Origin of the sequence: Streptomyces hokutonensis, from assembly GCF_000376565.1 — a bacterium.
Classification (GTDB): domain Bacteria; phylum Actinomycetota; class Actinomycetes; order Streptomycetales; family Streptomycetaceae; genus Streptomyces; species Streptomyces hokutonensis.
On the sequence record NZ_BARG01000087.1, the window covers coordinates 81822 to 99579 of the forward strand.

General features: G+C 69.9%; 18 protein-coding genes. 8 read left to right on the forward strand and 10 right to left on the reverse strand.

Features of this window, described 5'->3' with window-relative positions:
* Positions 1 to 29: 29 nt before the first annotated feature.
* Positions 30 to 542, forward strand: coding sequence for a YcxB family protein (locus tag SSP08S_RS44605; RefSeq protein WP_158697298.1), 513 nt, complete (start codon positions 30 to 32; stop codon positions 540 to 542).
* A gap of 3 nt (positions 543 to 545) precedes the next feature.
* Here the strand turns inward: SSP08S_RS44605 and SSP08S_RS44610 are convergent, their stop codons facing one another.
* The 4 genes from SSP08S_RS44610 to SSP08S_RS44625 are packed head-to-tail and all read right to left on the reverse strand — an operon-like array spanning position 546 to position 3647.
* Positions 546 to 959: a Fur family transcriptional regulator gene (locus SSP08S_RS44610; protein WP_019074150.1), complete on the reverse strand. Its 414-nt coding sequence runs from the start codon at positions 957 to 959 to the stop codon at positions 546 to 548.
* A 59-nt stretch (positions 960 to 1018) separates the two neighbouring features.
* Positions 1019 to 1921 (reverse strand): metal ABC transporter permease, encoded by a 903-nt coding sequence (locus SSP08S_RS44615; RefSeq protein ID WP_019074151.1) that lies wholly within the window; start codon positions 1919 to 1921, stop codon positions 1019 to 1021.
* The gene (locus SSP08S_RS44620; protein ID WP_019074152.1) at positions 1921 to 2673 is read right to left on the reverse strand and encodes a metal ABC transporter ATP-binding protein; all 753 of its coding nucleotides are present in this window, start codon (positions 2671 to 2673) and stop codon (positions 1921 to 1923) included. Before SSP08S_RS44620 ends, SSP08S_RS44615 begins: the two co-directional genes overlap by 1 nt.
* Positions 2674 to 2690: 17 nt before the next feature.
* On the reverse strand, positions 2691 to 3647 hold the full coding sequence (locus SSP08S_RS44625; RefSeq protein ID WP_019074153.1) for a metal ABC transporter substrate-binding protein: 957 nt from the start codon (positions 3645 to 3647) through the stop codon (positions 2691 to 2693).
* A 131-nt stretch (positions 3648 to 3778) separates the two neighbouring features.
* On the opposite strand from SSP08S_RS44625, the gene SSP08S_RS44630 reads away from it, so the two are divergent.
* A complete protein-coding gene (locus SSP08S_RS44630) occupies positions 3779 to 5161 on the forward strand; it encodes a glycine--tRNA ligase (RefSeq protein ID WP_019074154.1) in 1383 nt (460 codons plus the stop codon).
* A gap of 66 nt (positions 5162 to 5227) precedes the next feature.
* Here SSP08S_RS44630 and SSP08S_RS44635 read toward each other — a convergent pair whose 3' ends face one another.
* Positions 5228 to 6274 carry a chitinase gene (locus SSP08S_RS44635; RefSeq protein WP_019074155.1) on the reverse strand — a complete coding sequence of 349 codons (1047 nt, stop codon included), beginning with the start codon at positions 6272 to 6274 and terminating at the stop codon, positions 5228 to 5230.
* 163 nt (positions 6275 to 6437) lie between these two features.
* Here SSP08S_RS44635 and SSP08S_RS44640 point away from each other — a divergent pair, with 163 nt between their 5' ends.
* Positions 6438 to 7469, forward strand: a complete 1032-nt coding sequence (locus SSP08S_RS44640; protein ID WP_019074156.1) for an aldo/keto reductase — start codon at positions 6438 to 6440, stop codon at positions 7467 to 7469.
* A 25-nt stretch (positions 7470 to 7494) separates the two neighbouring features.
* A complete protein-coding gene (locus SSP08S_RS44645; RefSeq protein ID WP_019074157.1) occupies positions 7495 to 8082 on the forward strand; it encodes a TetR/AcrR family transcriptional regulator in 588 nt (195 codons plus the stop codon).
* Between the two features lie 6 nt (positions 8083 to 8088).
* On the opposite strand, the gene SSP08S_RS44650 is transcribed toward SSP08S_RS44645, so the two are convergent.
* The 3 genes from SSP08S_RS44650 to SSP08S_RS44660 form a co-directional block, all read right to left on the reverse strand.
* Entirely contained in the window at positions 8089 to 9216 is a 1128-nt protein-coding gene (locus SSP08S_RS44650; protein ID WP_019074158.1) for a serine hydrolase domain-containing protein, read from the reverse strand.
* An 81-nt stretch (positions 9217 to 9297) separates the two neighbouring features.
* Positions 9298 to 9504 carry a hypothetical protein gene (locus SSP08S_RS44655; protein WP_019074159.1) on the reverse strand — a complete coding sequence of 69 codons (207 nt, stop codon included), beginning with the start codon at positions 9502 to 9504 and terminating at the stop codon, positions 9298 to 9300.
* A 122-nt stretch (positions 9505 to 9626) separates the two neighbouring features.
* Positions 9627 to 11054 (reverse strand): MFS transporter, encoded by a 1428-nt coding sequence (locus SSP08S_RS44660; RefSeq protein ID WP_019074160.1) that lies wholly within the window; start codon positions 11052 to 11054, stop codon positions 9627 to 9629.
* 101 nt (positions 11055 to 11155) lie between these two features.
* Between SSP08S_RS44660 and SSP08S_RS44665 the strand changes: the two genes are divergently transcribed.
* Together SSP08S_RS44665 and SSP08S_RS44670 are read left to right on the forward strand one after the other, a co-directional pair.
* Positions 11156 to 12052, forward strand: coding sequence for a helix-turn-helix transcriptional regulator (locus tag SSP08S_RS44665; protein WP_019074161.1), 897 nt, complete (start codon positions 11156 to 11158; stop codon positions 12050 to 12052).
* A 7-nt stretch (positions 12053 to 12059) separates the two neighbouring features.
* A complete protein-coding gene (locus tag SSP08S_RS44670) occupies positions 12060 to 12752 on the forward strand; it encodes a haloacid dehalogenase type II (protein ID WP_019074162.1) in 693 nt (230 codons plus the stop codon).
* 24 nt (positions 12753 to 12776) lie between these two features.
* Here SSP08S_RS44670 and SSP08S_RS44675 read toward each other — a convergent pair whose 3' ends face one another.
* Positions 12777 to 14222: an MFS transporter gene (locus SSP08S_RS44675; protein ID WP_019074163.1), complete on the reverse strand. Its 1446-nt coding sequence runs from the start codon at positions 14220 to 14222 to the stop codon at positions 12777 to 12779.
* 98 nt (positions 14223 to 14320) lie between these two features.
* On the opposite strand from SSP08S_RS44675, the gene dusB reads away from it, so the two are divergent.
* Positions 14321 to 15475, forward strand: coding sequence for a tRNA dihydrouridine synthase DusB (gene dusB / locus SSP08S_RS44680; RefSeq protein WP_019074164.1), 1155 nt, complete (start codon positions 14321 to 14323; stop codon positions 15473 to 15475).
* Positions 15476 to 15518: 43 nt separating this feature from the next.
* Positions 15519 to 16046, forward strand: coding sequence for a hypothetical protein (locus tag SSP08S_RS44685; protein ID WP_019074165.1), 528 nt, complete (start codon positions 15519 to 15521; stop codon positions 16044 to 16046).
* A 12-nt stretch (positions 16047 to 16058) separates the two neighbouring features.
* On the opposite strand, the gene SSP08S_RS44690 is transcribed toward SSP08S_RS44685, so the two are convergent.
* Positions 16059 to 17758 (reverse strand): sulfatase-like hydrolase/transferase (locus tag SSP08S_RS44690; protein WP_439654602.1); only part of this gene is annotated, 1700 nt, incomplete at its 5' end.

Here is a 17758-nt window from a genome sequence, read left to right on the forward strand (position 1 = left end):
CCCGCCTCATGGACATGGGGCGGGATGACGTGACGGGGCGAGTGGTCGAGCTGGAGTACCGGCCGGTCGCCAAGGACTTCGTGTCGGCGCTGAGAGCGCGCAGACGGGTCAGCCGGGCGATGCGAAGACAGGTGTGGCTGCTCGGCCTCGCGGCCTGTTGCTGCGTCTTCGTGGTCGCGAGCGATCTGGCAGACGGTGAGATGCCGCCGTTTCCCATGCTCATCGGTATGTGCGTCTTCGCGTTTCTGCTGGTGCTCCAGCCCTGGCTCGTGGGCCACCAGTTCCAGCGCCTCGCGGAGCGGCGGGGCGTGATCCGGGTGACCGTGACGGACGCCGGGGTGACGGTGGCCACCGACGACTCGTCCACCTCGCTCCAGTGGTCCGTGCAGCCCCGCTACCGGGAAACGGCGGAAGGCTTCTACATGTTCAGCCCCGAGAAGAACGCCGCCAACTTCACGGTGCTGCCCAAGCGCGGCCTGCGGGACCCCGCCGACGCCGACCGGCTGCGGGCGATCCTCGACGCCCACCTCAGCCGGGTCTAGAACCTAACCGGCCGCCGCGCACTCCGCGCAGGTCCCGAAGATCTCCACCGTGTGTGCCACGTTCACATAGCCGTGTTCCGCAGCGATCGCCTCCGCCCACTTCTCGACGGCCGGGCCCTCGACCTCGACCGCCTTGCCGCAGACGCGGCAGACGAGGTGGTGGTGGTGGTCGCCGCTGGAGCAGCGGCGGTAGACGGACTCGCCGTCGTCGGTGCGCAGGACGTCCACCTCGCCGGCGTCGGCGAGGGACTGGAGGGTGCGGTAGACCGTGGTCAGGCCGACCGAGTCGCCTTTGTGCTTGAGCATGTCGTGCAGTTCCTGGGCGCTGCGGAACTCGTCGACCTCGTTGAGCGCCGCCGACACGGCGGCACGCTGGCGGGTGGATCGTCCCTTTACGGGCGGGCCGGCCGTCGTCACCGTTGCCTCCTCACATCTGCACTTTGCCGGGCCATTGTGCCAGCCCAGGCTGTGCTTGGTCAGACGCCGACCTCGTCGGCGGCCCCCCGGGTGGCTGGAATCACGCATTCCACCGGGTCCCCGGCGGGCCGCGCGGCGGCCGCCGCCCGGGCCCGGCGACGGGCGAGCGGAGTCGCGAGGGCGGTGAGCGCGATGAACGCGCCGATGGTCAGGAGCACGATCGTCGCGCCGGGCGGGACGTTCTGGTAGTACGAGGTGACCGTGCCGCCGATGGTCACGCTCACACCGATCGCCACCGCGATCACGAAGGTCGCGGTGAAGCTCCGGCTCAGCTGCTGGGCGGCGGCCACCGGGACCACCATCAGCGCCGACACCAGCAGCAGCCCGACGACCCGCATCGCGACGGTCACCGTGACGGCCGCCGTGACCGCCGTCAGCAGGTTCAGCGCGCGCACCGGCAGCCCGGTGACCCGCGCGAACTCCTCGTCCTGGCTGACCGCGAACAACTGCCTGCGCAGCCCCAGCGTGACCACCACCACGAAGGCCGCGAGCAGACAGATCGCCGTCACGTCGGACTGCGAGACCGTCGACAGGGATCCGAAGAGGTACGACGTGAGGTTCGCGTTGGAGCCCGTGGGCGCGAGGTTGATGAACATCACGCCGCCGGCCATACCGCCGTAGAAGAGCATCGCGAGGGCGATGTCGCCGCGGGTCTTGCCGTACCAGCGGATCAGTTCCATGAGGATCGCGCCGAGGACGGAGACTCCGGTGGCCATCCAGACGGGGGAGGTGTTCAGGAGGAAGCCGAGGCCCACGCCCGTCATGGCGACGTGGCCGATGCCGTCGCCCATGAGGGCCTGGCGGCGCATGACGAGGTAGATGCCGACGGCGGGGGCGGTGATGCCGACCAGGACGGCGGCGAGCAGGGCCCGCTGCATGAAGGCGTAGTTCAGGAAGTCCATCAGCTCAGCAGTCCTGTGTGAAGCGGCTCGTGCGGGTGTACGTGGTCGTGGCCGGGCAGCGCGTGCTGGCCCAGGGCGCGCGGCGGCGGGCCGTCGTGCTGGACGCAGCCGTCGCGCAGGACGACCGCGCGGTCGATCAGGGGCTCCAGCGGGCCGAGTTCGTGCAGGACGAGCAACACCGTTGTGCCCTCGGCGACTTGGCGGGACAGGGTGTCCGCGAGGACCTGCTGGCTGGCCAGGTCGACGCCGGCCATCGGCTCGTCCATGATCAGCAGTTCGGGTTCGGCGGCGAGCGCGCGGGCGATCAGCACCCGCTGGTGCTGGCCGCCGGACAGCGCGTTGACCGAGTCCTTGGCGCGGTCCGCCATGCCGACCAGCTCCAGGGCGTGCCGTACGGCCGCGTGGTCCGCCTTGCGCAGCAGGCCGAAGCGGGTGCGGGAGAGGCGGCCGGAGGTGACGATCTCGGTCACCGTGGCGGGCACTCCGCCGGCGGCCGTGGTGCGCTGCGGTACGTATCCCACGCGCCGCCAGTCCCGGAAGCGGGCCCGGTCGGTGCCGAAGAGCTCGATCTCGCCCTCGCTGACCGGGACTTGGCCGATGATCGTGCGGATCGCGGTCGACTTGCCGGAGCCGTTGGCGCCGAGCAGCGCGACGACCTCACCGCGGTGCACGGTGAGGTCGATGCCGCGCAGGACGGGGCGCGAGCCCAGCTCGGCGCGGACTCCGCGCAGCGATATGACGGGCTCGCCCATGACGTCCTCCGTAACGGTCACTTGGTTCCCAGCGCGGTCTGCAGCGCCTTGAGGTTGGCCCGCTGGACCGAGAAGTAGTCCGTGCCGCGGGACTTCTTCGTGATGCCCTCGATGGGGTCGAGGACGTCGGTCCTGAGGCTCGCGTCGGCGGCGATGGTCTTCGCGGTCTTGTCGCTGACGAGCGTCTCGTAGAACACGGTGGTGACGCCGTCGGCCTCGGCCATCTTCTCAAGGTCCTTCACGCGCTCGGCACTGGGCTCCGACTCGGGGTCGAGGCCGTTGATGGCCTCCTCGGTGAGGCCGTAGCGCTCGGCGAGGTAGCCGAAGGCGGCGTGGGTGGTGATGAACACCTTGGTCTTCGTGTTCGCCAGCCCGGTCTTGAACTCCGTGTTGAGCGCGTCGAGCTTCTTGACCAGGGCCGCGGTGCGCGTCCGGTAGTCGGCCGCGTTCTTCGGGTCGGCCTTCTCGAAGGTCTTGCCGACACCCTGGGCGACCTGGGCGTAGCGCACCGGGTCGAGCCAGATGTGCGGGTCGAGGCCGGCCAGTTCCTCGTTCTCGGAGCTGTCGTGGGAGGCCGCGTGGCCGCCGACCTCGTTGCCGTGCTTCTCCAGCGTGGTCAGGTCCGCGGCGTCGATCTTCGTCTTGATCTCGGACTGGTCGACCGCCTTGTCGACGGCGGGCTGGAGGTTCTTGAGGTAGAGCACCGCGTCGGACTCCTGGAGCGCGACGATCTGCTGCGCGCTGATCTCCAGGTCGTGCGGCTCCTGGCCGGGCTTGGTGAGGCTGGTGACGTGGACGTGACTCCCGCCGATCTGCTCGGCGAGGTACTGGAGCGGATAGAACGACGCGACGACGTCGAACTTGTCGGTCTGGGCTGCCGCCGCGCTGTCGGAGCACGCGGAGAGGGTCCCGAGCCCGAGGGCGGTGGCCGCGGCTATGGCGATCCCGGATATGTGGCGTCGTCGTACGTTCATGACAGTCATTTTCAACTGAGATGGAAACCGTTGTCAACAAGCCGTGGTCAGGGAACCGATTTGATACGAGGGCAGGAGACGCCGGTAACCTAAGTCATTCGCCGCCGTCCATTCGTCATGAAGAGAGCATCGTGGCCGCCGACAAGATCGACACCATCGTCAGCCTGAGCAAGCGCCGTGGCTTCGTATTCCCCAGCAGTGAGATCTACGGCGGCCAGCGCGCCGCTTGGGACTACGGGCCGCTGGGTGTCGAGCTCAAGGAGAACCTGAAGCGCCAGTGGTGGCGCTACATGGTGACGTCGCGCGAGGACGTGGTCGGTATCGACTCGTCCGTGATCCTGGCCCCCGAGGTGTGGGTCGCCTCCGGCCATGTCGCCACCTTCTCGGACCCGCTGACCGAGTGCACCTCCTGCCACAAGCGGTTCCGCGCGGACCACCTGGAGGAGGCGTACGAGGCCAAGCACGGCCGCGCCCCCCAGAACGGCCTGGCCGACATCAACTGCCCCAACTGCGGCAACAAGGGCCAGTTCACGGAGCCCAAGGAGTTCTCGGGTCTGCTCTCCACCCACCTGGGCCCGACGCAGGACACCGGCTCCGTCGCCTATCTGCGCCCCGAGACCGCCCAGGGCATCTTCACCAACTTCGGCCAGGTGCAGACCACTTCGCGCAAGAAGCCGCCGTTCGGCATCGCGCAGATGGGCAAGTCCTTCCGCAACGAGATCACGCCCGGCAACTTCATCTTCCGCACCCGCGAGTTCGAGCAGATGGAGATGGAGTTCTTCGTCAAGCCGGGCGAGGACGAGAAGTGGCAGGAGTACTGGATGCAGGAGCGCTGGAACTGGTACACCGGCCTGGGCCTGCGCGAGGAGAACATGCGGTGGTACGACCACCCCAAGGAGAAGCTCTCCCACTACTCCAAGCGCACCGCAGACATCGAGTACCGCTTCCAGTTCGGCGGCAACGAGTGGGGTGAGCTGGAGGGCGTCGCCAACCGCACCGACTACGACCTCACCGCGCACTCCAAGGCCTCCGGCCAGGACCTCCACTTCTTCGACCAGGAGGCCCAGGAGCGCTGGACGCCGTACGTCATCGAGCCGGCCGCCGGTGTCGGCCGCGCGATGCTGGCGTTCCTGCTCGACGCGTACGTCGAGGACGAAGCGCCCAACGCCAAGGGCAAGTTGGAGAAGCGCACGGTACTGCGCCTCGACCACCGCCTGGCCCCGGTGAAGGTCGCGGTGCTCCCGCTGTCCCGCAACCCCGAGCTGTCCCCGAAGGCCAAGGGCCTCGCGGCCGCCCTCCGGCAGAACTGGAACATCGAGTTCGACGACGCCGGCGCCATCGGCCGCCGCTACCGCCGCCAGGACGAGATCGGCACGCCGTACTGCGTGACGGTCGACTTCGACACCCTCGAGGACAACGCGGTGACGGTCCGCGAGCGCGACTCCATGAAGCAGGAGCGGGTGTCGCTCGACCAGATCGAGAGCTACCTCGCCGGGCGTCTCGTCGGCGCCTAGCCTCAACTCCGCACAAACGAAAGGCCGGACGGGCCCAGTGGCTCGTCCGGCCTTTCGCATGGGGTCTCAACGCCCTTGCAGGGCCTTCACGTTGTCGCCGAACGTCCAGTTCTTCGAGCCGTCCCAGTTGATCGACCAGGTCATCAGGCCCTTGAGGGACGTGCCGTAGTGCCGCCAGGCCTGGGAGACCAGGGACGGGGTCATGTAACCGCCGCCCGCGCCCGATTGGGCGGGCAGGCCCGGGACCTGCTTGTCGTAGGGGACCTTGATCGTCGTGCCCTGGACGACCAGGCCCTTGTTGAGGCAGTCGGTCTGGGCGGTGAAGCCCGCGACCGTGCCGGCCGAGTAGGAGTCGCCGGAGCAGCCGTACATGCTGCCGTTGTAGTACTGCATGTTGAGCCACCACAGGCGGCCGTTGTCCGCGTACTTCTTGACGATCGGGAGGTACGCGCCCCAGATCGAGCCGTACGTGATGCTGCCGCCGGTGACGTAGGCGGTCTCCGGGGCCATCGTCAGGCCGAAGTTGGACGGCATCTGGGCGAGGATGCCGTCGATGATGCGGATCAAGTTGGCCTGGGACGTGGAGAGTTGGGCGATGTTTCCGCTGCCGACCAGGCCCGTCTCGATGTCTATGTCGATGCCGTCGAAGTTGTACTTCTTCAGGATCGGGACGATCGTCGAGACGAACTTGTCGGCCACGGTGGACGAGCTGAGGTCGATGCCCGCGGCCGCGCCGCCGATCGACATCAGGATCGTCTGGCCCGACGCCTTCGCCGCGCACATCTCGGCGGGCGTGGCCACCTTCACGCCCGCGTCCATGCCGTCCTCCCAGAGGGCCGTTCCGTCGGAGCGGATGACCGGGAAGGCCGCGTTGATCACGTTGTAACCGTGCGTGGCGATCGCGGAGTTGGTGATCGGGGTCCAGCCGAAGGGCGGGTGGACGCCGTTGGCGGAGCCGTCCCAGTTCTCCCAGTAGCCCTGGAGGACCTTGCCGGCCGGGCGGGACTTGACCGCGCAGGTGTCGGCCGCCGAGGCGGTGGGGGCGGTGGCGATCCCGAGGGGGACGACGAGGGCGGCCGCGGTGAGGGCGGCGGCGAGCAGGCGGCGGAGCATACGGGGCCTCCCGGTGGGGGTGCGGTGAGGTGTCGTAGGCATGACAGTGCTGGCATGAGAGTGCGCGTGGTCCAGACCTTTCGTCAAGAGGTATGGACCACTCCGATGGGAGTTGGAATGACAGATATTGAAATCTGTCAGCTGTCATGCCAAGGTGGTTCGCATGACACTTCCCGAGATCTCCACACGCTCCCTCGGAACCACCGGCCCCCAGGTCTCCGCCCTCGGCCTCGGCTGCATGGGCATGTCCGGCATGTACGGCGACGCGGACCGCGCCGAGTCCATCGCCACCATCCACGCCGCCCTTGAAGCCGGCGTGACCCTGCTCGACACCGGCGACTTCTACGGCATGGGTCACAACGAGCTGCTGATCAGCGAGGCCCTGCGCACCGCCCCGGCCGCCCTGCGTGAGAACGCGCTGACCAGCGTGAAGTTCGGCGCCCACCGCGGCCCGGACGGCGCCTGGCTCGGCTACGACGCGCGCCCGAACGCCGTGAAGACCTGGGCCGCGTACTCCCTCCAGCGCCTCGGCGTCGACCACATCGACGTCTACCGCCCCGCCCGGCTCGACCCGGACGTGCCGATCGAGGAGACCGTCGGCGCGATCGCGGAACTCGTCGAGAAGGGGTACGTCCGCCACATCGGCCTGAGCGAGGTCGGCGCGGAGACCATCCGCCGGGCCGCCGCCACCGCACCCATCGCCGACCTCCAGATCGAGTACTCGCTCATCTCACGCGGCCCCGAGCGGGAAATCCTGCCCACCCTGAGCGAGTTGGGCATCGCCGTCACCGCGTACGGCGTGCTCTCCCGCGGGCTGATCTCCGGCCATGTCACGCCCGGCCAGGGCTTCGCCGCGAACGACTTCCGCGCCCACACGCCCCGCTTCCAGGGCGACAACCTCCAGCACAACCTCACCCTGGTCGAGTCCCTGCGCAAGGTCGCCGAGCAGAAGGGCGTCTCCGTCGCACAGATCGTCATCGCCTGGGTGCTCGCCCAGGGCCCGCGGCACAACACGGACATCGTGCCGCTGGTCGGCGCCCGCACCCGTGAGCGGCTCGGCGAGGCGCTGGGCGCGCTGGACGTGACCCTGGACGCGGCCGACCTCGCCGCCGTCGAGGCGGCCGTACCGGCGGACGCGGCGGCCGGCGAGCGGTACGCCCCCGCCCAGATGACCATGCTCGACAGCGAGCGCTGATCGCGGTGCCGGGTACCGTCTAGGCATGCCTCCGACCAGCGAAGCCCTGACCGCCGAGCGCATCCTCGAAGCGACCGAGGAGGTGCTGCGCCGCCACGGCCCCGCGAAGGCGACCGTGGTCGACGTGGCCCGCGCGCTCGGCGTCAGCCATGGCACCGTCTACCGGCACTTCGGGACGAAGGCGGTGCTGCGCGAGGCGGTCACCAAGCGCTGGCTGGACCGTACGGCGTCGACGCTGGCGCGTTTCGTGACGGAGGACCGCGGCCCGGAGGACCGGGTGCGGGACTGGCTGGCGGGCCTGTTCGAGGCCAAGCGGAAGAAGGCGGGCGGCGATCCCGAGCTGTTCGCCACGTACTCGGTGCTCGCGGAGGACGCGGGCGACGTCGTCGGCGCGCACATCGACGAACTGACCGGCCAGCTCACCGAGATCGTCCGGGCGGGCGTCGACGCCGGTGTCTTCACGGTCTCCGACCCGGCCGTCGCCGCCCGCGCCCTCTTCCAGGCCACCGGCCGCTTCCACGACCCGTCCTACGCGCGGGAGTGGCAGAAACCGGGCGTGGAAGCGGAGTTCGAGGCGATGGTGGACCTGCTGCTGCGCGGGCTGCGCGGCTGACGGCCTTCAGGCCGTGGACTCCCAGAACTCCCGCATCAGCCGCATCGGTGTCGGGCCCGTCATCGCCACCTGGGTCAGCAGGATCGTGACCGTGTCCGTCGGCGGGACGATGTGGGCCGTGGTGCCGGTGCCGCCGATCCAGCCGTAGCGGCCGGGGACGTTCCACGGGTCGATCGGGTCCACGTCGACCTGACCGCCGTAGCCCCAGCCCTGGCCCTCCAGGAACAGGGTCGCGGCCTCGCGCTGGGCGGCGGTGAGGTGGTTCGTCGTCATGCGGCTCACCGAGGTGGGGGTGAGGACTCCCTGGCCGCCGGCCAGCAGCATGCGGGCGAACGCCAGCCAGTCGTCGGCCGTGGAGACCAGGGCCCCGCCGCCCGAGGGGAAGCGCGGCAGGCGGCTGTAGTCGCCGTCCGGGGTGTCCGTCAGGCGCAGGGTGCCGTCCCCGGCCGGGGCGTAGGACGAGGTGAAGCGGTGCCGCTTCGACTCCGGTACCTCGAAGCCGGTGTCCCGCATGCCCAGCGGTTCGAAGATCCGCTCCGCCAGGAGGTCGGGAAAGGCGCGGCCCGACACCCGGGCGGCCAGGATGCCCTGGAGGGCGGACGAGGTGCCGTAGAGCCAGGCCTCGCCCGGCTGATGGAGCATCGGCACCTGGGCGAGCTGGCCCAGCCAGGTGTCGGGGTCCGGCCAGTCGCCGAAGGGGCGGCTGTGGTCCTGGATCGCGAACAAGGCCTGCGCGGCGGGCAGTTCGAAGTCGGAGGGGAGGCCCCAGCCGGTGCGGAAGCTGAGCAGGTCCTCGACGGTGATGGGGCGTTCGGCCGGTACGACGTCGTCCACGGGACTCGTGGGCGTGCGGACCACCATCGGCTTCGCCAGCTCCGGGAGCCACTCGGCCACCGGGTCGTCGAGCCCGATCCGGCCCTCGTCCACCAGCGTCAGCAGCGCCGCCGCCGTGATCGGCTTGGTGATCGACGCGATCCGGAAGATCGAGTCGCGGGCCATCGGCGCGGTGCCCTCGACGTCGGCGGAGCCCGCGGCCACCACCTCGACGTCGTCGCCGCGGGCCACCAGGCCCACCGCCCCCGGCACGGTGCCGTCGTCGACGCGTTGCCGCAGGAGGTCGTGGAGAGAGCTCATCGGTCGGCCTTCCGGTTCGGAGAGTCGTATCGGATTCGCCGGATACGACTCTCCCCGCCTCACGAACTCATCGCTCCCCGGTCAGCCGTCGGACGGGTCCACCGTCGCCTGGTGCTCCTCGGCCAGATGTTCCTCCGCCTTCAGCCAGGGCAGGAACTGCGCGCTCTTCTTCCAGCCGCAGGTGTCGCACACGATCGTGCGCTGCGCGCCCTTGCGCTGCACGCGGACGACATGTTCGCGCCCGTGCTGGTCCCAGCGGCTCACCTTGCTCGTGTTGATCTGCAACATGCGCCTCGCCTCCGCTCAGGAGTCTCCGGCAAGGAGTGTGCAGCAAGACCAACATCAACGGGGCGCAATTCACGGCGAGTTGTCCAAGCTGTGAACATGTCATCCGGCGGTTCGTCCGGCTTTCAGCCGATCGCGCGCGGCAGCCGCAGGCTGAGCAGCCCGGTCAGCACCACACCCGCCAGCTGCACCAGCAGCGTGGTCACCAGCGCGTCCCGCATGCCCATGCCCGGGATCAGCGACAGGAACAGCGTGCCGAGCGTGGCCACGCCCAGCGCCAGCGCCGACTGCTGGGTGGTCACCATCACGCCCGCGCCCACACCGGCCCGGGCCGGCGGCACCTCCGACAGGATGATCCGGAAGATGATGGGCAGTTGGAGCGCCTGACCGACGCCCGCGACCGCCATCCCCGGCAGCAGTTCGACGAAGCCGAGGTCCGGCCAGGAGCGCCACGCGGCCAGCACGATCAGCGCGACGCCCAGCCCCTGCACGACCGAACCCGCCGCCACCACCCGCGTGCCGTACCGGGTCACCAGGCGCGGCCCGGCGAGCGAGACCAGGAAGAACGCCACCGCCATCGGGGCGAGCGCCAGACCCGCCGCGACCGGGCCCAGGTCCGCGCCGCGCTGCAGCGCCACCGCGATCACGAACATGAAACCGCTGAAGCCGATCGACAGCGGCAGGACGATCATCAGCCCGCGCCGCAGCGAGGTCAGCGCCAGCAGACTCGGCGGCACCAGCGGCGTACGGCCCTGCCGGTCCGCCCGGCGCTCCACCGCGTAGAACGCCGACACGATCCCCGGGAACGCGGCCAGCGACAGCCACGTCCACAGCGGCCAGCCCGCCGCCCGGCCCTCCGTCAGCGGCACCAGCAGCGCCAGCAGCGACGCGGCCAGCAGGAAGGTGCCGGGCACGTCCACCGGCTCGGGGTGCGGCGAGTGCGTCTCCGGTACGACCCTGGCGGCCAGGACCAGGCCGACGACGACCACCGGCACGTTCACCAGGAACACCGCGCGCCAGCCGGTGCCCCAGATGTCGGCGGCGACCAGGACCCCGCCGAGGATCTGCCCGGCCACCATGGCGAGGCCGGCCGTCGCGCCGTACAGGCCCATCGCCTTGGCGCGGCGCGCGCCCTGGGTCGCGGACTGGATGGTGGCGAGGACCTGCGGGAGCATCGCCGCGGAGGCCGCGCCCTGCGCGATCCGCGCGGCGACCAGCGTCCAGGCGGTGGGCGCGAGGCCGCAGGCCAGCGAGGTCACGCCGAAGGCGGCCATCCCGCCCAGGAAGAGCCGGCGGCGCCCGAACAGGTCGCCGAGCCGGCCGCCGAGGACGAGCAGCACGGCGTACGAGACTCCGTAGCCGGCGACGACGAGTTCGAGGACGGCCTCGCTCGCCGAGAGGTCCTTGCCGATGGTCGGCAGGGCCACGTTGACGATGAAGAAGTCGATGAGGGGCAGCGCCGCGGCCAGCAGCACCGTGAACAGTCCGAGGCTGCCGAGCACGGGTGGCGCCGCCGGAGATCGGACGGTGCGGGAAGTGATGGTTTCGGTCACGCCGACGAGCCTGCGCCTCCCGCCAGACTGGTACCAGAGTGTCCTTATCCTGGTAGCAGGACTACCTGGAAACAGGGTCCGCGCGGCGGCAGACTGGGGTGATGACGACCATGGCACAGGAAACGGCGACAGCGACAGGGGCGGCGCGACCGGCGGCACAACAGACCGCTTCGACGGTCCGGCGCCATGAACTCGCCGCGTTCCTGCGCCACCGCCGCGAGCACATCGCCCCCGAGCAGGTCGGCCTGCCGCGCGGCACCCGGCGCCGTACGCCCGGGCTGCGCCGCGAGGAGGTCGCGCAGCTCGCCGCGGTCGGGGTCACCTGGTACACGTGGCTCGAACAGGCCCGGGACATCCAGGTCTCCGTACAGGTCCTCGACGCACTCGCCCGCACCCTGCTGCTCGACCGCAGCGAGCGCAGCCACCTCTTCCAGCTGGCCGACGCGACCGATCCGCAGCCGGCCACGGTCTGCCCGGTCGTCACGCCCGCCCTCCAGGCGATGCTGGACCAGCTCGACCCCATCCCGGCCTGCCTCCAGAACGCCCGCTACGACATCCTCGCCTACAACCGCACCTACGGGATGCTGCTCTGCGACATGGACGCGGTGCCGCCCGAGGACCGCAACTGCATGATCCTCTCCTACACGCACCAGGAGTGGCGGTCCTCGATCGTGCACCTGGAGAAGACCCAGCGGCTCATGGCCGCCCGCTTCCGGGGCTCGATGGCCGACCATCTCGCCGACCCCACCTGGAAGACCCTGCTCAAGCGGCTGCACACGTCCCCCGAGTTCCGCGAGGTCTGGGACCGCCACGAGGTGATGGGCGCCAGCCCCCGCCGCAAGGAGTTCCGCAACGCCCGCGTCGGCCGCCTCACCGTCGACCACACCGACCTGTGGCTGGGTCCTTCGAGAGGCCCGCGCATGGTGACGTACGCCCCGGCGGACGAGGAGTCGCGGCACCGGCTGGAGCGGCTGCACGCGATCGCGCTGGAGAAGTGAGGGCGACGTGACGAAGGGGGCCGAGATCGACGCCGTCGTGTTCGACGTGCTCGGCACGCTCGTCGACGAACCCGCCGGCCTCCGCGCCGGCCTCCGCGCACTGGCCCCGCCACTCGACCCTCCCGAGGCCGAGCGGCTCCTGTCGCTGTGGCAGCGGCACATCGAGCGTGAGCAACGGCGCGTGCTCGACGGCACCCGGCCCTACGTCACCAGCGACGTCCTCGATCTGGAGGCCGCCCGACTCGTCGCCGCCGACACCGGAGTCGTCGACCCGGCAGCCGTGACGGCACTGGCGCTGTCGGCGCGCAAACTCCCGCCGTGGCCCGACACCGTCGCCGGGCTCGCCCGCATCGCCGAGCGGTTCCCCCTGATCGGGCTCTCCAACGCGAGCCGGACAGTGCTGCTGGGACTCAACGCCCACGCCGGACTGCGCTGGCACCAGGCACTGTCCGCCGAGGACGCCCGCACCTACAAGCCGCACCCCGCGGTCTACCAACTGGCCGTCACTGTCTCCGGACACCCCCCGGAGCGACTCCTGATGGTCGCGGCCCACGCCTGGGACCTACGAGGAGCGCAACGCCTCGGCCTACGCACCGCGTACGTCGCCCGCCCTGTCGGTGACCCGCCGACCGCCACTGACGCCTTTGACCTCTACGCCGAGGACTTGACGGATCTGGCGGATCAACTAGGCGATGCCTGAGGGGTGTTCGGCCGTCCCCGAGGGCTACGCGGTGATTCCGGCCGCCTCGCGCACCTCGACGGACGACAGCTTCTCGGCCGTGCGTTCGGCGGTTCGGCGGGCCCAGGCGCCGCTGGTCAGCGCGCCCAGTATCAGGACGGCCAGGCCGCAGGCCACAAGAATCCACCAGCCGGGGCGCGCCGCCGAGACGAACGTGTCCTTGTACGACGACGATCCGACCCCGGAGGCCAGTACCGCGCCGACCACCGCGACGCCGAGGGTCTGGCCCAGCTGGCGGCTCGTGGAGGCGACGGCCGCCGCGACTCCCGCCTGGGCGCGCGGCATTCCGGAGACCGCCGTGTTGGTGATCGGCGCGTTCACGAAGCCGAAGCCGATGCCGAAGAGCAAGTAGCCGATGAAGCGCGACACGTTGGACGTCTCCGCCTCGAACCCGGCGAACAGCAGCGCGCTCACGGTCATCGCGGAGCCCGCGATCAGGAGGGGTATTCGGGGTCCGCGACTGCCGACCAGCCGCCCGGAGATCGGCGCGCACAGGAACGTCGGCACCGCCATCGGCAGCATCCACAGGCCGGCGTGCAGCGCGTCCAGACCGACCACGTTCTGCAGATACAGCGTGGACAGGAACAGGAAGCCGCCCAGCGCCGAGAACGCGCTGATCGCGATCACCGTGGCCCCGCTGAACGGCGCGGAGCGGAAGAAGCGCAGGTCGATGAGGGGTTCGTCGCGCCGCGGCTCGTACCAGACGAGGGCGACGAGGGCGACCAGCGCGAGCGCCGCGAACGGCAGGATCGCGGTGAACCCGGAGTCCGGCGCCTCGATGATCGCGTACGTCAGCGAGCCGAACAGCGCGATCACCAGGAGCTGGCCGACCGGGTCGGCACGGCGGGCCTTCGGTGCGCGTGACTCGGGGATGAACCTCAGCGTGAGCAGCAGCGCGGCCACGCCCACCGGCAGGTTGATCCAGAAGATCGAGCGCCAGCCGACCGAGTCCACGAGCAGCCCGCCGATCAGCGGTCCGGCGGCCATCGATATGCCGACGACCGCACCCCACACCCCGATCGCGCGGGCACGCTCGCGGGGCTCGGTGAAGGTGTTGGTGATGATCGACATGGCGACCGGGTTGAGCATCGAGCCGCCGACCGCCTGGATCATGCGGAACCAGATCAGCGCGTTCAGGTCGGGCGCGAGCGAGCAGAGCAGCGAGCCCAGGCTGAAGACCACCAGGCCGACGACGAAGACCCGTTTGCGGCCGATCCGGTCGGCCGTGGAGCCCGCCAGCATCAGCAGGGAGGCGAGGACCAGGGTGTAGGCGTCGATCGTCCACTGGAGGCCGGAGGTCGACGCGTGCAGGTCCGTCTGCATCGCGGGCAGCGCGACGTTCAGGATGGTGACGTCCAGGCTCACGATCAGCAGACTCATGCAGCAGATCGCGAGCACCAGCATGCGGCGACGGTGGCTGAGCTCGGGCATGCGAACCATCGTACGCCAAACTCGATAGTGCGTCTAACTAATGACCGCTACATGATCTCCGGATACGGGCACCGGCAGCCGTACGCCACAATGGAGCAATGTCCACGCCCGCGCCCCTGTCCGTGTCGCCCTTGCAGATCGGCCCGCACACCGTCTCGCCGCCCGTCGTCCTGGCCCCCATGGCCGGGATCACCAACGCGCCCTTCCGCACCCTGTGCAGGGAGTTCAGCGGGGGCAAGGGCCTGTTCGTCAGCGAGATGATCACGACGCGGGCCCTGGTCGAGCGCAACGAGAAGACCATGCAGCTGGTCCACTTCGACGCGACCGAGAAGCCGCGCTCGATCCAGCTGTACGGCGTGGACCCGGCGACCGTCGGCAAGGCCGTCCGCATGATCGCGGAGGAGGACCTCGCCGACCACATCGACCTCAACTTCGGCTGCCCGGTCCCGAAGGTCACCCGCAAGGGCGGCGGCTCCGCGCTGCCGTACAAGCGGAACCTGCTGCGGGCGATCCTGCGCGAGGCCGTCAGCGGGGCCGGCGACCTGCCCGTCACCATGAAGATGCGCAAGGGCATCGACGACGACCACATCACGTTCCTCGACGCCGGCCGTATCGCCGTCGAGGAGGGCGTCACGTCCATCGCGCTCCACGGCCGCACGGCCGCGCAACACTACGGCGGTACGGCGGACTGGGATGCGATCGCGCGCCTGAAGGAGCATGTGCCGGAGATCCCCGTGCTCGGCAACGGCGACATCTGGTCGGCGCAGGACGCGGTGCGGATGGTGCGCGAGACCGGGTGCGACGGGGTCGTGGTCGGGCGCGGCTGCCTGGGGCGGCCGTGGCTGTTCGCCGACCTCGTGGCCGCCTTCGAAGGACGTGAACAGGACGTCTTGAAGCCCTCGTTGCGCGAGGTCGCCGACATCATGGTGCGGCACGCGACGCTGCTCGGCGAGTGGATCGGCGACGAGGCCCGCGGAGTCATCGACTTCCGCAAGCACGTCGCCTGGTACCTCAAGGGCTTCGCGGTCGGCAGCGAGATGCGCAAGCGCCTCGCGATCACGTCGTCGCTGGAGGAGCTCCGGTCCGGGCTCGACGAGTTGGACCTAGACCAGCCCTGGCCGGCCGGCGCCGACGGGCCCCGCGGCCGTACGTCGGGCAACAACAGGGTGGTGCTGCCCGACGGTTGGCTGAAGGACCCGTACGACTGCGCGGGGATCGGCGAGGACGCGGAGCTGGACACGTCAGGCGGCTGAGGCGATCTCGACAGGGGCGGAGGGCTCCTCGACACTTGCCGCCATGGAGGACAGCGCGGTGTGGGTCGCGGCCTTCACCGGCGGTACGGCGGTGCTGGCCGGCTGGGTGACCAATCTGGGCAACGTGCGCGCGGCGAGGGTACAGGCGGAGGCGTCCGCGGAGGCTCAATGGCGCGGCCGGGTACGGGAGTTGCGGCGCGCCGCCTATCTGGATCTCATGGCGCACGCGCATGTCACCGGCGAGTTGTACCGGCGGGTCATCGACGCGTTCGTCCAACTCGCCGACCCGGAGCGGCTGTTGAACCGGATCGACGAACTGCGCACAGAACTGCGCGAGGCCTACGACCCGTTCATGCACAGCGTCCGGGTCGTCGTCCTCGAAGGGCCGCCCGACACCGCCGACGCGGCGCAGGCCGTCCTGGAGGCGGCGAAGCGTGTGAACCGGGCGCTGTGGCGGCTCTCGCTGGGAGAGGCCGATGCCCGCGCCCGCTTCGACGAGGCGCAGGAGGCCTATCTTCCCTGCCTGGGGCGGTTCGTCGAAGCGGCGCGGGTCGCGATGGGGGAGTCCTGAGGCCGCTGCGGCTCAGTTCGTCTTCGGGTGCGGCGTAGAGCCGTACGCCGTGAGGAACTTGTCGCGGAAGGCGCTCATCTTCCAGACCGGGGCGTCGTGCGCGGGGCGCAGGCCGTCCGTCCAGTTCCAACTGTCTATCTTCGCGAGGACCTTGGCGTCCTTGGCGACGATCGAGATCGGGACGTCACGGCTGGCGTGGTTGCCGCTGACCCGGGCGATCGGCTGGTGGTCGCCGAGGAAGACCAGCACGGTGTTGTCGTTGCCGTAGCGCTCCAGCCACTGGGTGAGGGAGTTCACCGAGTACTGGATCGACTTGCCGTACTCCTGGCGAGACTTGGTGGTGTCGGCGATGACGTCGGAGGCCTTGTTGCCGGCCTTCTCGATCGCGTCGAAGATCGAACCGTTGCCCAGCTGGTCCCACGGGACGAGCTTCGGGATCGGCGCCCACGGCTGGTGGCTCGAGGTCAGGATGATCATCGACATCAGCGACTTGCCGTCGGCACGCGGCTTGCTGTGCACCCGCTTCTGGAACTGCTCCAGGGTGTACTGGTCGGGCATCGTCGACCAGCTGAACTTCGGTCCCTTGTAGCCCAGTTGGAAGGCGTTGTAGACCTTGTCGAGGCCGTAGAAGCTCTGCTCCGGCCAGCCCTTCTGCACGCCCGGCATCACGCCGATGGTGTCGAAGTCGCCGGTCTTCTTGAAGGCGTCGGTCAGGCTCAGGTGATCGCTCGCCATCACCGTGCGGTAGCGCTGCTGGTTGTTGACCCACAGCCCCGACATGGTCGTCGAGTGGCCGAGCCAGCTGCTGCCGCCGTAGGTCGCAGACGTCAGCCAGCCGCTCTTCGCCGCGAAGCCCGCCTTCGACAGGGCCTTGGTGTCGGCGGCCAGGGTCTCGTCGACACCGGGCGCCATGATCGGGTCCTCGATCGCGCTGCGGCCGTAGCTCTCGATGAAGGTGAAGATCATGTCCTTGCCGCGCAGGTCCGGGACGAGCTGGCTGCCCGGGGTGTTGCCGAAGGCGTCGACCTTGGCGACCTTCTCGAACTCCGCCTCGTCGCGCAGGGTGTTGCGGATCGCCTGCGCGCGGAGCTTGACGATCGCGGCGGTGTGGTCCGCGGCGAGCGGCACACCGGCGAACTGGAGGCCGAAGGCCGTGCAGGTGATCCAGACCGTGCCTGCGATCAGCGCGCCCCGGGACGCCTCCGCCTTGTGGCCGGCCAGCAGGTTGCTCAGCCGGACCGTGGCCAGCGCGACCAGGACGATCAGCAGCAGCACGAAGAGGACGACACCGACCGTGAGGAGGGACGTGACCGTCCCGCCGAGCGTGTCCGAGAGATAGCCGCGGGCGTCGCCGAACAGGCTCCAGTCCAGAACGACGTTGAAGCCCCGGCCCAGGTATTCGTTGAAGCCCATGTCCAGCATGTTCAGGATCGCCACGACCGCGGTCAGCGCACCGCAGAACGCCGCCAGCACGATCCGCGGCCGCCGCGGCAGGCTCATCAGGACGACGGCCCCCATGATCGCCTCCGCCGGCAACCGCATGAACTCGGCGGGCTTGAGGCTGTTCAGGGTCGTCGGCATCTGCAGGCAGACATAGACGATGACGGCGGCGAGCACGGTGACGGTCCAGGAGATGGCGCGAGAGGCGACGGGATGCTTCTCCCGCCAGCTCCGAATACGCCGCCGGAGACCGAGCCGACTGCTCCAGGTGC